This window comes from Ignavibacteria bacterium (assembly GCA_017302895.1).
Lineage (GTDB): Bacteria > Bacteroidota > Ignavibacteria > Ignavibacteriales > Ignavibacteriaceae > UTCHB3.
On record JAFLBV010000001.1, the window covers coordinates 300,484 to 314,728 of the forward strand.

11 protein-coding genes are annotated in these 14,245 nt (G+C 42.7%); 10 read left to right on the forward strand and 1 reads right to left on the reverse strand.

Annotation, left to right across the window (positions count from 1 at the left end; translation table 11 throughout):
* The first annotated feature begins 77 nt into the window (after positions 1-77).
* The 9 genes from J0L60_01180 (at position 78) to J0L60_01220 (ending at position 11,361) form a co-directional block, all read left to right on the forward strand.
* Positions 78-1,619, forward strand: coding sequence for a hypothetical protein (locus J0L60_01180; protein MBN8544717.1), 1,542 nt, complete (start codon positions 78-80; stop codon positions 1,617-1,619).
* An 11-nt stretch (positions 1,620-1,630) separates the two neighbouring features.
* Complete coding sequence (locus J0L60_01185) at positions 1,631-2,572, forward strand: alpha/beta hydrolase (protein ID MBN8544718.1); 942 nt, start codon at positions 1,631-1,633, stop codon at positions 2,570-2,572.
* A gap of 35 nt (positions 2,573-2,607) precedes the next feature.
* Positions 2,608-3,438, forward strand: a complete 831-nt coding sequence (locus J0L60_01190; protein MBN8544719.1) for an alpha/beta hydrolase — start codon at positions 2,608-2,610, stop codon at positions 3,436-3,438.
* 261 nt (positions 3,439-3,699) lie between these two features.
* Entirely contained in the window at positions 3,700-6,969 is a 3,270-nt protein-coding gene (locus J0L60_01195; GenBank protein MBN8544720.1) for a choice-of-anchor A family protein, read from the forward strand.
* Positions 6,970-7,125: 156 nt separating this feature from the next.
* Positions 7,126-8,022: a succinate--CoA ligase subunit alpha gene (gene sucD / locus J0L60_01200; protein ID MBN8544721.1), complete on the forward strand. Its 897-nt coding sequence runs from the start codon at positions 7,126-7,128 to the stop codon at positions 8,020-8,022.
* Between the two features lie 19 nt (positions 8,023-8,041).
* Entirely contained in the window at positions 8,042-8,476 is a 435-nt protein-coding gene (gene ndk / locus J0L60_01205; protein ID MBN8544722.1) for a nucleoside-diphosphate kinase, read from the forward strand.
* Positions 8,476-9,027 (forward strand): NUDIX hydrolase, encoded by a 552-nt coding sequence (locus J0L60_01210; protein ID MBN8544723.1) that lies wholly within the window; start codon positions 8,476-8,478, stop codon positions 9,025-9,027. The genes ndk and J0L60_01210 overlap by 1 nt, the downstream gene beginning before the upstream one ends.
* Positions 9,024-10,304 carry a DUF1343 domain-containing protein gene (locus J0L60_01215; GenBank protein ID MBN8544724.1) on the forward strand — a complete coding sequence of 427 codons (1,281 nt, stop codon included), beginning with the start codon at positions 9,024-9,026 and terminating at the stop codon, positions 10,302-10,304. Before J0L60_01210 ends, J0L60_01215 begins: the two co-directional genes overlap by 4 nt.
* A gap of 22 nt (positions 10,305-10,326) precedes the next feature.
* Positions 10,327-11,361 (forward strand): hypothetical protein, encoded by a 1,035-nt coding sequence (locus J0L60_01220; GenBank protein ID MBN8544725.1) that lies wholly within the window; start codon positions 10,327-10,329, stop codon positions 11,359-11,361.
* A gap of 62 nt (positions 11,362-11,423) precedes the next feature.
* Here J0L60_01220 and J0L60_01225 read toward each other — a convergent pair whose 3' ends face one another.
* Positions 11,424-12,746: a nodulation protein NfeD gene (locus J0L60_01225; GenBank protein ID MBN8544726.1), complete on the reverse strand. Its 1,323-nt coding sequence runs from the start codon at positions 12,744-12,746 to the stop codon at positions 11,424-11,426.
* 131 nt (positions 12,747-12,877) lie between these two features.
* On the opposite strand from J0L60_01225, the gene J0L60_01230 reads away from it, so the two are divergent.
* Complete coding sequence (locus J0L60_01230) at positions 12,878-14,245, forward strand: hypothetical protein (protein ID MBN8544727.1); 1,368 nt, start codon at positions 12,878-12,880, stop codon at positions 14,243-14,245.

The following is a 14,245-nucleotide window of genomic DNA, read 5'->3' on the forward strand; positions in this document are numbered from 1 at the left end:
AAAATTCCTGAACACGGGCATAACGGGGTCGGAAAAAGCATCCGGCCCCGGTAACCCCGTTCCATACCGGAGAAACAATGAAACAAATCAGACTTCTTATTCTCGCCCTTGCGATACCGCTGATTGCTTTTGCACAGGACACCAGACTCGAAGAAAAACCTCCCCGTGAATTCCAGTTTATCGGATATTCATTTACACGAATGACATCAGGAAATGTGTCTCCAACCAATGATGTCCTTCAGGGACAGGTTATCGGAAGACTTTTCGGACAAAACTCTACATTCACGATTCCTCAGACAACATGGTATTTCGAACAAAGGTTTGTTCCCATGTTTATCTACAAACCACAAATACTCGATGATTACGCCACTTTCCGTGCATTATTTAAAATTGATTATACCTGGGGAGATCAGGCTTACGGAGTAGGCAACAATCGTGGCGGGGCTATAAACGGCGGGCAAATTAACCTCCAGACTCTTATGGCGAATGTCGAAATCAGACCTGAAGATGCCAACTGGAATGTGGTAATCGGTATGCAACGCATATTCGACAATGTCAGAGACCCGAATATTAATACCCTAACTACAGCACAAACGAGTGCTTATAAACTTTCATACTGGGGAACACAGGGTGTAGGTATTTCATCATACATTGACCCCTCACCATCGACCAAACTAAGACTTGGAATGTTCCAGCTTTGGGAAAATGAGATAAGTAAAGACGATGATGTTATCCTTTGGATGACTGATTTCCTCTGGCACCCGTCTCCATTGATCGAAGCAGGAATAGATGCCTGGTATGTTTATGATAAAGGCAAAGGCGGTGGTGGTATCTCGATTCTCGGACAGGGTTTAAACTCGGCTCTCGCAGATTATAACGGTGCAACGAGAGTTAAATTCCCCGGTGTTAACCAGAAATATGAAGGACATATCGGCTGGCTCGGTGGTCATTTTGCATGGAACCGCGACTTTTTGGCTTCCCGCTGGTGGATCGACGGTTTCTTCATGTCAAATTTTGGTATTCTTGATACTGTTGGCAGCTCAAACGGCAAGATATCAGATATTTTTGGCTTTTCTGCCAATGCATCGGTTCAGTACAAATATGGTATGACCGCAAACGATAAAGTTTCGTTTGAAGCGCTCTACACATCAGGAGATGCTAACGGAGTTGCTGACGGAACACTTTCATCAGTAATAACCGGAAATGTTTACGGTTCACCGGTAGGAATTTACTCAAACCACAGAGCATTCCTGCTCTTCCCTGATCCTCAGGTTGTCAACAGATACTATTCAGCCGTGCACGACATTTCCAACATGGGACTTGGAGTCACAGCAGGATTCCTCAACTTTTACAAGGATTTTGTGCCAAACAAACTCTACGGAAAAGTCGGATTTGCCACAGCTCTTTCGAACAACAGTCTAAAAGGCGGTGGAAACTACATGGGCAGTGAAGTCAACTTTGAAATGAAGTATAATCTCAAAGTCTTCCTCACAGTCGGAGTGCATGCAGCCTATATGATGGTAGGTGACTTTTACGACTCTCCACTCTCAACTTATACCGGAGAGAAGCCGAAAGACCCTTGGACATTTTTTACAACGCTTAGCTGGCTCATGTTCTAAAGGAGGATACGATGAAAAAAATATTTGCAATTGCGCTTACAGGACTCTTCCTTTTTACAGGATGTGCGGGCTTTAAATACACAGATGCACCGGCACTTCAATTTCAGGATGTCGATTACTCATATCCAACGAAGACCGTTCTCGAAAATCCGTCTGTGGCTTATGCTGACCTTGGGTCGGGTGACAACACATTGATTCTGATTCACGGCTTGGCAAGCAACGCCGGATTCTGGAGATATGTTGCTCCCGAGCTCGCAAAAAAACACAGAGTAATTGTTGTCGATCTTCCCGGTTACGGCAAATCACAAAAAGGTGATTACCCTTATACTCTCAGTTTTTATGCTGAAACGGTCAAAAAATTGATCGAAACTCTCAAACTGAAAAATGTTTCATTAGTTGGTCACTCGATGGGTGGGCAGATTTCGATGATTTTCGCCCTGAAATACCCCGGATTGATTAAAAGCATCGTTCTTGCTGCCCCGGCAGGTTTTGAACGATTCCAGTATGGGGAAGGGGAGTGGCTTAGAAACGCACTGACCCCCAAAGGTGTTCGCCTGAACCCCGAAGACGGTATCAGAAGAAATCTGGCGAGTAATTTTTACAGTTGGGATGACAAATGGGAATGGATGGTGGAGGAGCGTGCCAGAAACGCAAAAGCCACTGAGATGAAGGAATTCACTTATGCGGTGCTGAAATGCGTAGGTGCGATGCTTGACGAACCCACCTGGAACAGGCTCCAAAACATTACTGTGCCGACACTTATTGTTTATGGAAAACAGGATGGACTTATCCCTAATCCGTATCTTAATCCCGGATTCACTGAAGATATCTTCAAACCCGGTGCTGCTAAAATTCCAAACAGCAAGCTGGTTGAAATCGATCAGTGCGGACACATGTTGATAATAGAAAAAGCCTCTGAAGTCAATAAAGCCATACTCGATTTCATAAAGTAATGGAATTCGAAAACCTCAACTATAAGTTTGAGATAATGAAAACCGAAATTGAACCGGGAACCGTCATCGCCCACACTGACATGGGCGATGGCGAACCCGTCGTCTTCCTTCACGGTCTTGGCAGTTACATTCCCGCCTGGAACAAAAATCTGGACTTCCTCTCAAAACATTTCCGTTGTATAGCTGTCGACCTTCCCGGATATGGTAAATCGTCCAAAATTCTCCATCCTGCAACAATGGAATACTATGCCGCGGTGATCATATATCTGATGAAAATTCTGGGTTATGATCAATTTACAGTATGTGGACATTCAATGGGAGGGGTTATAGCATTAAAACTCGCGATCGACCACCCTGACAAAATTAACAAAATGGTTCTTGTTGCACCCGGAGGAGCGGAAACCTATACTGATGACGAAAAGCTCCTCATTGAAAGCTATTTGAACGCAGAGAAGATAATCTCGAATAATGATCCGCAAATTGCCAATAATGTTAAGGTCAACTTCCACAGATTCCCTCACGATGCACAGTTCATGATCGACGATCGTATAGCGATAAGAAATTCACCTGAATTCCTCCTGCACGCCACTATAATTGCAAGAAGCGCTCTCGGGGTAATCAACTCTGATGTACCTTACCGGCTTGGTGAAATTAGAACTCCCACACTAGGACTCTTCGGTGAACGGGACAAACTGATTCCAAATACATTCGTCCATCCAACACTGACCCCTGCGGATATCATCGAAACATTCCGAAGTAAAATTTCAAACATCACCATAAATACATACCACGAAACAGGCCATTTTATCCAGTTCGAACAGCCTCACAGTTTTAACAGCGATTTTCTTAAGTTTATGATGCAATAATGTCTCATAATGAGGCATTAAAATCAACGAAGTATTCAAAAAAACAGAAATCAGCGCAGATAGCCGGATTAACCATTCAAAAACCTCTTTTTTATCCTGTCCATTTTGATTCAGCAATAGTTACTCAATCTCAAAATAATACACATCAAACAGTGTACTTTTATTAGTATAGTTGCAATTTCAGGGGAAAAACCGTGAAATGATAGTTTGGCATGCTTTTTGAACAAAGTGATTCAAATTTTAATCACATGAGGTCAAATAGTGAAAAGAATCAACCTTTTTATTCTGTTTTTATCAATCACCGTATCACAGCTTTTTGCAGTGGTACCTGATTCAGTTTCTAATAAACCTTCGGTTATCCCGGTAACACCACCTGTGATGTCAAGCGGCACTACCGTGAGGGTCTTTGGAGTAGGAACCGGACAAAATGTCAGTTTCCAGTTCCCAATCGGGACAACTATGAATGTCTGGGCAGGAACTCTTAATGGAGATTTGAACGGGACAGCAGCAAAGTTCTATTGCATAGACATTTCACACTGGCTTGCTACATGGTCTAACTCGAATCCAAACGAATATACTGATGATGGTCCTACCAACCAGTATATTTCCTACATTTTAAATAACTATGCTCCTTTTACGGGAACTCCAACTGCAACTGAAGCAGCAGCAATTCAGATTGCAATCTGGCACTTTAGTGATGGAGTTGATGCAAGCACAGTAACAAATTCAACAATTAAAAACAGGGCATTGAGCATAATAGCCGATGCGAACGCGAATTCAAACAGCGGTTCGATACTCTCAACTTTGCTCTTTAATCCCGGAACACAATCGATTCCTGTGGGACAGAATGCAGTATTTAATCTTACAGCATATAATGCATCCTTCCAGACTATGCAGGGTGTGAATGTTGATTTTGCATCCACTTCAGGAAGTTTGAGTTTCTCATCAGCAGTTACAGACGCTACCGGAACAGTAAGCAATCTGATACTTACTCAAGGCTCACAGAATACAGCAACAGTGTCAGCGACTGCACATCATATCATTCCACAGGGAACCCGTTACATTCACAAAACCAGACCGAATGATCAGCAGAAAATTGTTTTGGCAACTCCTGTGAACACAATAGTGACAACTAATGCAAGTGTAACCTGGGTTTCATCAGCAGATTTAAGCATTTCGAAAACCGCCTCTTCTACAAGCGGTAACCACGGTGATGTCATCACTTTCACCATCACAGTTACCAACCATGGTTTAAGTGGAGCAACAAATGTTGCTGTAACTGATCATCTTCCTTCAGGATTAACTTTTAATTCTGCCTCAGCATCACAGGGAAGCTACAACAGCAATACCGGTGTATGGACAGTGGGAAGTCTTGCAAACGGAGCTTCAGCAACCCTGCAGATGACGACAACCGTTAACCTTCAGTCACTAAATTCAAACTATTTCAATCTTGGACCTGCAACAGGTTACAACCTGTTTGTATTAAATGATGCATTTCAGCCTTCATCCGATACAGAAGGAAAAGTTGCTGTCGGACACAATGCACACTTTGCCGGATACAGTGTTGGTGACAAACTGACATTCGCTCCCGGAACTGAGGATGTGCTTGTAGTAGGCAACGATCTTACCTACATCTCGGGCGCTGTTTATTCGGGAAATGTTGTTTACGGTCATTCAACGAATCTCCCGATAAATGCAGTAAGTATCAATAACGGTTCACTAAGACAGGGAAGTGTAGTCGATTTCGCAGCCGCTTCCTCATATCTCTTAAATTTGTCAACTTCACTCTCCACCTATCCTGCAAATGGAAGTGTAACCTTCCAGTGGGGTGGTTTGGAACTGAACGGAACTCATCCACTGCTGAATGTCTTCAATGTAGACGGTGCACAACTTTCACAGGCAAATAATATGGCAATCAATGTGCCAAACGGTTCAGTAGTACTCGTAAACATCAGTGGAACCAGTGTAAGCTGGAGAGGCGGACTCACAGTTACAGGCACATCGATCAGCAATGTACTTTACAATTTCCATCAGGCTACCAATGTAACCATTCAGGGCATTGACATAAGAGGTTCGATTCTTGCTCCAAAAGCAGACATGAACTTTGTAACCGGTGTAATTAACGGTCAGATGATTTGCAAAAACTTCACAGGTCAGGGACAGATGAACAATACCGGATTTACGGGAAACATCCCTGTTGATGCAAATGTGATGAATATTGCTGAAATAACTCATTCAGATCAGTATGATCCTGATTCAACACCGAACAATGGAATTACCACAGAAGATGATTACGCTTCAGTAACAGTACACTTGTTCAACTACACAGGTGGATCGGGTGGCTCAGGCGGATCCGGTGGATCGGGTGGTTCAGGATCAGGAACCGGCAACTGGACAACACAGGGTCAGTTCATGAGCAATGAATTTATATGGGCAATCACATCTGACAACAATGGTAATCTCCTTATAGGAACCATTGGTGGAAAAATCTACAGAAAAAATGGCTCAACATTTGAAAGAATCAATTCAACCATGACCGTTGGATATGTATGGTCAATCGCGGTGGATGGATCGGGCACCATATATGCGGGAACAGAACAGGGATTGTTCAAATCCACTAACGGTGGAACCACATGGTCGCTGACTTCGCTCACAGGCAAAGATGTAAGAGCGATCAAGATAGATCAATCAGGTAATCTGTATGCAGGTACATGGGGCTTTGGAGTACTTAAATCAGCAGATCAAGGTGCTTCATTTACCTCATTGAATACCGGAGTACTTAGTACTGCCATTCATGCACTCGCAATTGATGCCTCCGGCAACATATATGCGGGCTCATTCGGTGGTGGCATTATCAAGTCGACCAATGGTGGAGCAGCCTGGACAGATCTTAACTCAGGTTTCCCTCACATTTGGGCACTTACGATCTCGCCAAATGGAAATATTTATGCCGGAACATATGGTGCCGGTGTCATCAGATCAACAAACAACGGGACTACCTGGACCTCCACACCGGTCGGACAGGCATTCATTTATGGAGTAACGACAGATGCAAACAACAATGTTTATGCGGCTTCATGGTCAAATGGTATTTTTGGAAGCTCAGATAATGGAAGCACTTGGACTAACCTGGGGCTCTCAGGTCTCGGTGCCGGTTCGGTATTCTCAACACCTTCTTCGAATGTCGTATGGGCAGGAACAGAGAGTGGAGTACTCTACTCACTCGACTCACCAATGTCTGTCAAGACCACAGGTGCCACAGTACCGGTAGAGTACAACCTTTCGCAGAATTACCCGAATCCTTTTAATCCTTCAACGGTTATCAGATTCGCCATCCCGACCGAAAGTTCGGTGACAATAAAGGTTTACTCGATCACAGGAGAGATGGTAGCAACCATACTCAACGAAGTAAAAACTGCAGGTGAATATGAAGTCAGTTTTGATGCTGCAGCACTTCCTACAGGTGTCTACATTTACAAGATAGATGCAGGTAAATTCAGCAGCACAAAAAAGATGATGCTCGTGAAATAATCCAATAATGCAGTAATGCAATAATCCAATAATATTTTGGAACCTAAGGCTGCTCATTAAAACGGGCAGCCTTTTTTTTTCAGATAAATTAATTCTTTACAAATAGTTATCTTGTATGATTATTTTGAAAAATTTTGCAGAATAAAGGATACGAATATGAGCATTCTTGTTGACAAGAAAACCCGCCTTGTAGTACAAGGGATTACGGGAGGAGAGGGATCTTTTCACACCAGACAGATGGTGGAATATAAGACAAAGGTAGTTGCGGGAGTAACACCCGGAAAAGGTGGAACTGAGTTTGAGGGAATACCCGTATTCAATACAGTTCAGGAAGCAGTGGATATAGCAAAAGCCAACACTTCTGTTATTTTTGTCCCTGCATCGTTCGCTGCAGATGCCATACTTGAAGCTGCAGACGCAGGAATAAAAGTGATTATTTGCATTACCGAAGGGATTCCTGCGGCTGATATGATTCCTGTCTATCACCTGATCAGACAAAAAGGTATCGTACTTATTGGACCAAACTGCCCCGGAGTTATTTCCCCCGGAAAAGGAAAAATTGGAATTATGCCGGGTTTCATTCATAAACCCGGAAATGTTGGCGTTGTCTCCCGTTCCGGAACTTTGACTTATGAAGCTGTAAAGCAATTAAGTGATCTCGGTATCGGGCAGTCAACCTGTGTTGGAATTGGTGGAGACCCCGTCATTGGTTCAAGATTCATTGACATTATAAAACTGTTCAATGAAGATCCTGAAACCGAGGGAATCGTAATGATTGGTGAGATTGGCGGATCCGCTGAAGAAGAAGCTGCCGAATTTATCAAAAAGAATGTTAAAAAACCTGTCGTAGGATTTATTGCCGGACAGACTGCACCTCCCGGAAGAAGAATGGGACATGCCGGTGCAATTATTTCCGGAGGTAAAGGTACTGCCGCCGAAAAGATGGAGGCGATGAAAAAAGCAGGTATCAAAGTAGTAAATTCGCCTGCAGAGATTGGTATCACAATGAAAAAGGCACTCGATGCCAAATCCAAGAAAAAAGTTAACGCATAAATCTAAATTTTAGGAGAAAATATTGAGCAATCTGACTTTTGCAATCATTAAACCTGATGCAGTAAGAAACAATTATGTCGGTCAAATTATCACAATGATAACCGAAGCCGGATTCAAAGTAAAAGCGATGAAAATGACGAGAATGAGCGTGGATTCAGCGAAAGGATTCTACGAAGTTCACAAAGAGAGACCATTCTACGGTGAGCTGGTTGAATTCATGTCATCAGGACCCTGTGTACCATTAATGCTCGAAAAAGAAAATGCAGTCGCTGATTTCAGAAAACTGATCGGAGCCACTGACCCGGCACAAGCCGAAGAAGGCACAATCAGAAAAAAATATGCCGGCAGTAAAGCTGAAAATGCTGTACACGGTTCCGACAGTGATGAAAATGCGCTTATAGAGATTTCCCATTTCTTTTCCCGTGATGAACGGTTGAATAACTACCCTCTTTAATGCCAATTTCCCGCTGGAAAAAACTTAAGAGCCGGGAGTATCACAGAAATCCTTTCTGGAATTACCGCATTGATGATTTTGTGATCCCCTCTACGGGGTTCAAAGGAAAATACTATTATGTGGATACTAACGGCTCTTCCATGGTCATACCGGTCAACGAAAAAGGGAATCTTCTGCTTGTCGAACAATACCGTTACCTGAACAAGAGGTTTTCGCTTGAATTCCCGTGTGGTGGAATCAAAACCGATTCAACACCCGAAGAAACTGCCATGCTGGAATTAAGGGAGGAAACAGGTTATTCTGCAAGAAAAATTACGAAAATAGGCAAATTCTGTCCATTTAACGGTGTGACGAATGAAAATTGTTTTGTTTATTTTGCCCTCGATTTGGTTCCCGACATGAAGAAACCTGATGAAACAGAGGAGTTGAATGTTGTGGAATTAACCGTCTCTCAATTTGAAACACTTGTCATTCAAGGTAAAATATTTGATGGTATGACACTTGCCGCCTGGGCTATGGCGAAACACCGCATCGTGGAGAAACTTCGATGAGGAATATTATTACCCTGTTTTTTCTATTCCTGCCTGTTGCTTTATTCGGGTGTCAGAAAAATCCCGCAGCAGATTCAGGCGATCCTGCAAAAACGGCCGAAAACAAGAAATTCAAGAACGGTGTTGATGTGTTCCTTGAGGAGAAGGTTTCGGAGCTGGCAGGGAAACGGGTTGGTGTGGTTACAAATCATTCTGCAATTACAGCAGATGGTAAACATCTTGTTGATGCACTCCATTTCGATAAAAAGATCAATATCTCCGCAGTATTTGGTCCTGAACATGGCTTCCGTGGTGATGCAGCGGCCGGAAAGAAAATAGACGATTCCAAAGATGAAAAGACGGGATTGCCGGTGTACTCATTGTATGGGGCGACCAAAAAACCGACTGCTGAAATGCTTTCAGGGGTTGATGTCATGATTTTCTCGATAAGGGATGTCGGAGTGAGATTCTACACCTACATTTCAACACTTTACTATGTGATGGAAGCGTGTGGTGAAAAGGGGATACCAGTGTTGGTTATCGATCAACCAAATATCATTGCATGCACATATGTGGATGGTCCAATTGTTGACGAATCTCTTTTTTCATTTGTCGGCATAACAGCGTTGCCGATTGCTCACGGGATGACAGTCGGCGAACTTGCATACTTCTTCAAGGATGATATTTTAAAGAGAAAAGGGATTAAATGTGAAGTTGGAGTTGTCAAGATGAAAGGTTATTACAGGGAGACAGAATTTGATTCGACAGGGATGCAATGGTTGAATCCATCACCTAATCTCAGATCGGTACTTGCAGCAAAAGTTTATCCCGGTACCTGTCTTCTTGAGAACACGAATCTTTCGGAAGGGAGAGGTACAGAGGACCCGTTTCTTATCTTTGGTGCTCCTTTTGTAAATTCCGGTGAACTGGCCGATGCAATTTCACGATTCCCCGGCATTAAAAAGGTGGAAACAATTGAATTTACACCCCGAGAAAGTGCTGCGGCAACAAAGCCGAAGTACCTGAATGAAAAATGCTACGGGGTAAGAATTAAAGAAACATCTTCTGAATTCGAGTCTGTGAAATTTGGTTTTTTCCTCCTTGATCATCTGTTAAAGGCTTATCCGGGGAAATTTGAAATCAGGGAAAAAGGATTCAACGGTAAAGCCGGAAAAAATGGAATAAGGGAAGTTTTGGAAAAGTCAGGGTGGGAGGCTGTCGTTCAAGGTTACAAATCGGAACTGCAGCAGTTCATGCAACTTAGAAACAAGTATTTATTATACACTAACTTAAGGTAACAATATGTTATTAAGAAAACTAATGTTTTCAATATTCGTTCTGTCTTCCGTCGTGATTCTTTCGGGATGTGGAGAAAAAGGTTCTGAAGCCGTTCAGGGTGCCACAGATATCGATACCAACTATCTCAAAGTAGAAGATGTAAAAGCAGCTGAAGGTGTTACAACTTTCGGTTACAAACTGGAAAAAGGAGATAAATTCAGTTATAAGGTGGCTTTTATCAACAAGATTTCACAGGATATGAAAGCTGATACAGTCATTTCGCAAAAAGTTGATCAGCGAAATGTTCTTATCATCGATTTTGAAGTGAAGGATGTTGACAAAGACACAATCGCAGAGGTTGAAGTAACAACCAGAAGCGTATATGTGAAATCAGACCTCAATGGCAAGGTAAAAGAGTACAAAACGGGTGATAAACTCGATTCAACAAGCAGAATCGATTTTGGCTTCTATGAGGCTTTATCCGGTAATTCTTTTATGGCAAGAATCGACAAAAAAGGGACAATCCGCGAAGTGTACAAAGTTGACAAAATTGTTGACAATGCACTCCCAAAAACTAATGGTAAAGATTCAATTTCTGCACAGCAGAGAGAAATGGCAACCACTGAAGTTGCTGAGAATCTTAAGGGTATGATTCTTCAGGTGTTTAGAAACTTTTCGAACGGCAGCCTTAAAGCCAACGAGACCTATAGTGACAAAAAACCACCTGTTGCAGATCCAAGCAGAATGTACCAATTGAATGCCACACAGCTCTACACGCTTAAAGAGAAAGGTAAATTCAACGGAAGCGACATTTCAATTATTGAAGCAGGATATGATGCTTCGTATGAATTTAATCCTGAACTTGCACAGCAGGGAATCAAAGTTGATAAAAGTTTGATTACCGGTGGCGGCAAGGTTTATTACAACGATAAAGAAGGCAAACTTCAGAAGTCAAGAACAAATCTTGTTGAAGAAATCGCATTCAGTGGTGAGATACCCGATAAAACAGGTAAAAAGATTCCATTCACGAGTGTTAAAAAATCACTTATCGTGAATATAGTTGAGAAAATTAAATAATCTCAATTAAAAAGTGTTCTAAGAGGCTGTCCGGATATTAACTGTCCTGCAGCCTCTTTTTTTTACATCCGTCTCTGAACCACTATTCTCACACCCTCCACCAAAATTACTTTGAGAGGTGAGTCCTTCTCGATATAATCTCCCTGAGTCACAACATCGTACCTCGTTCCCTCAATCAACGCCGTGCCGGCAGGTCTTAAGACTGTCAGCGCCGTGCCTTCCTTTCCGACAAGTCCGGAATGATCCGGAGCCGAAGTAAAGCCGGATTTAGAACCCGATTCAGTATCCAGTACGAAATTTTTGAATGTCCTGGTGTTTGGCAGGAACTTATATGCAAGAAATCCGAGGAAAAAGAATCCAAAAATTGCCGAACCCAACTGAATAATGGCCATCTGAATAAGGGAAGAGTCGAAATATCCTTCGGTATTAACCAGTGAAAAGAACAGCGAGGCGATCATCAGGAGGATTCCGACCACCCCTGCAACTCCAAATCCGGGTATGAGGAATATTTCAACCAGAATCGCAGCAAGTCCGAGGATAAAAAGCACCACCTCGAACCACGAAGCCAGATCAAGTATTAGAGAGGATCCGAAAAACAGGGTGAGAAATACAATGCCAAGTATCCCCGGTACTCCGAACCCGGGAGTCTTGATTTCGGTATAGACACCCGCGAGACCGAGCATTATCAGCAGGGAGGCGATAATCGGGTTGTTCAAAAATCTTACGAACTCTTCAGCCCAGTTGGTTTTCACATCGATGATCAAGGGATTGGAGTAACCAAAAGCTTCCGCCGCAGCTTTTGCCGAGTTGACTATTGTGTCAGCCATTTTCAGGTTCACTGCCTCGGCATCATCAAGGGAGACAAGTTGGGTAGAATCCACCAGCCCGGGTATGACAACTCTTTCGTCGACCATGCCTTCAGCAATTTTAGGATTTCTGCCGTTTTTTTGAGCCGTTGATCTCATCTCAGCACGCATATACGACTGATATTTTTCAGAACCCTTTTTACCCTCCTGGTCAACCACCGTAGCAGCTCCGATTGTGCTCCCGGGTGCCATGGCAATTTTTTTGCAGGAGAGGGTGATGAGTGCACCCGCTGAAATGGCTCTTTTGTTCACAAAAGCTATGGTAGGAATTTTTGCATCAATCAGCAGGTCTTTCAGTTGAGTCGCAGCATCAACTCTGCCACCAAAGGTGTTTATCTCCACAATCAGAGCATCAGCCTTCTCTTTTGTTGCCAATTCCAGTGCCCTTTTTAGATAAGGGACAAGGGAAAGAGAGATTTCCTCATTAAATGTAACACGGTAAACGGTCGATTGAGAAAAGCCGAAGGAACTTAAAAGGATTACGATTGTACAAATTAGAAGCGAAGTTTTTGATTTCATGACTTTTAATGGATTATTTTGCAATCTTGTTTGCTAATATAATGCGATTTATCGGAATAATTTATTAAATTTGTATTTAAATCAGACCTCATTTTTCGCTTTAACGAAAACAATTTAATATGGAGAATAACATGTCAAACAAATTTGCCGGATTTCGGTCTTTCCTTCTGTTGGCAATCGCCGCTGTTACCATGTACGGTTTTACTTACATTCCCGAAGGAATCGAAATCGGTCCGTTTACAACCAAGAAAGTGGATGTCCTTTCCGATGTAAAAACTGACGAGATAACTCAAAGAATTGACGAATACAACTATTTCAGAGGTCTCGCTGATGCTTATGGCGTACTCGTAAACAACGATGTTTTAAGTGTAGAGAATTACAGCTCAGAGCTTAGAATAGAGGGTGATTTACAATCTAAAGTGCCCATATCGGGAAACACAGCCCAGCTTAAGGGTTTTGCCTCTGCCTTAAAGGGCTCAAAAAGCGGTACCGTAAGGATCGCTTATTTTGGTGATTCAGCCATCGAAGGTGACAACATCTGTGCAGACTTCCGTGAGGCACTTCAGGAGAAGTTTGGCGGAACCGGTGTCGGTTTCGTAGCGATCACAACTCAGGATAAAGCATACAGAGCAACCACGAAACTCGATTTTTCCGGGAACTGGGACTCACAGCTCGTAATCAATGGCAACCCTAAAAGAGGTGCCGGTATTTCCGGCGGAGTCTTTATTCCAAAAAGCGGAAGCTGGGTAAAGTATGAGACAACCTGGAAATATAAAACCGTAAGAACTTTCGACAAAGTGAGAGTATTCTACACCGAGGGTTCAGGTACATTCAAATACGAATTTGACAAAGGTGGCGAAAATTCAGCTCCTTTCAAATCCGGAAAAGGTGTAAATGTCACCGACATTACCTACAAAGGTTCAAAATCGTTCAAACTTACTGCTGACAAAGATAATCAGGCTGCACTTTATGGAGTTAGCCTTGAATCAGGCAACGGCGTTTATGTCGATAATTTCCCGCTTAGAGGAGATGATGGTAACGCTCTCAAAAGGATTCCAAAAGACAATATAAAAGCTTTTCATGGCTATTTGAACTATGATTTGGTAATTCTTAGTTTTGGTCTGAATTCAGTTGACAAAGTGAAGAACACATCGAACTATGAAAAAGAATTTACCGATGTAGTAAACCATATCAAAAGTGCAATGCCCGGTGTTCCGATTTTGATTGTTGGAGTCGGTGATAAAGGCAAAAAGGTTGGTTCGAAGTTTGAAACAAACGATATGGTTAAAAAGCTTGTAACAGTTCAAAAGAATGTCGCTTCGAAAGCCGGTGTAGCATTCTGGGATCTTTTTGCAGCGATGGGTGGTGAAGGTGCAATGGAGCGTTGGGGTAAAGACAAACTTACCACTGCTGACATGACACATCTCAGTGCAGAAGGTTACAAGAAAGTAGCCCGCATGCTTTTTGATGCACTGATGGATTATTACGGTAAAAACTAA

What these genes read in the sequence shown, in the direction of transcription:
- J0L60_01190 (MBN8544719.1), top strand. Translation starts at nt 2,608, where the DNA reads ATGAAAACCGAAATTGAACCGGGAACCGTCATCGCCCACACTGACATG.
- J0L60_01210 (MBN8544723.1), top strand. Translation starts at nt 8,476, where the DNA reads ATGCCAATTTCCCGCTGGAAAAAACTTAAGAGCCGGGAGTATCACAGA.
- J0L60_01230 (MBN8544727.1), top strand. Translation starts at nt 12,878, where the DNA reads ATGTCAAACAAATTTGCCGGATTTCGGTCTTTCCTTCTGTTGGCAATC.
- J0L60_01220 (MBN8544725.1), top strand. Translation starts at nt 10,327, where the DNA reads ATGTTTTCAATATTCGTTCTGTCTTCCGTCGTGATTCTTTCGGGATGT.
- J0L60_01185 (MBN8544718.1), top strand. Translation starts at nt 1,631, where the DNA reads ATGAAAAAAATATTTGCAATTGCGCTTACAGGACTCTTCCTTTTTACA.
- J0L60_01180 (MBN8544717.1), top strand. Translation starts at nt 78, where the DNA reads ATGAAACAAATCAGACTTCTTATTCTCGCCCTTGCGATACCGCTGATT.
- J0L60_01225 (MBN8544726.1), bottom strand. Translation starts at nt 12,746, where the DNA reads ATGAAATCAAAAACTTCGCTTCTAATTTGTACAATCGTAATCCTTTTA.
- sucD (MBN8544721.1), top strand. Translation starts at nt 7,126, where the DNA reads ATGAGCATTCTTGTTGACAAGAAAACCCGCCTTGTAGTACAAGGGATT.
- J0L60_01215 (MBN8544724.1), top strand. Translation starts at nt 9,024, where the DNA reads ATGAGGAATATTATTACCCTGTTTTTTCTATTCCTGCCTGTTGCTTTA.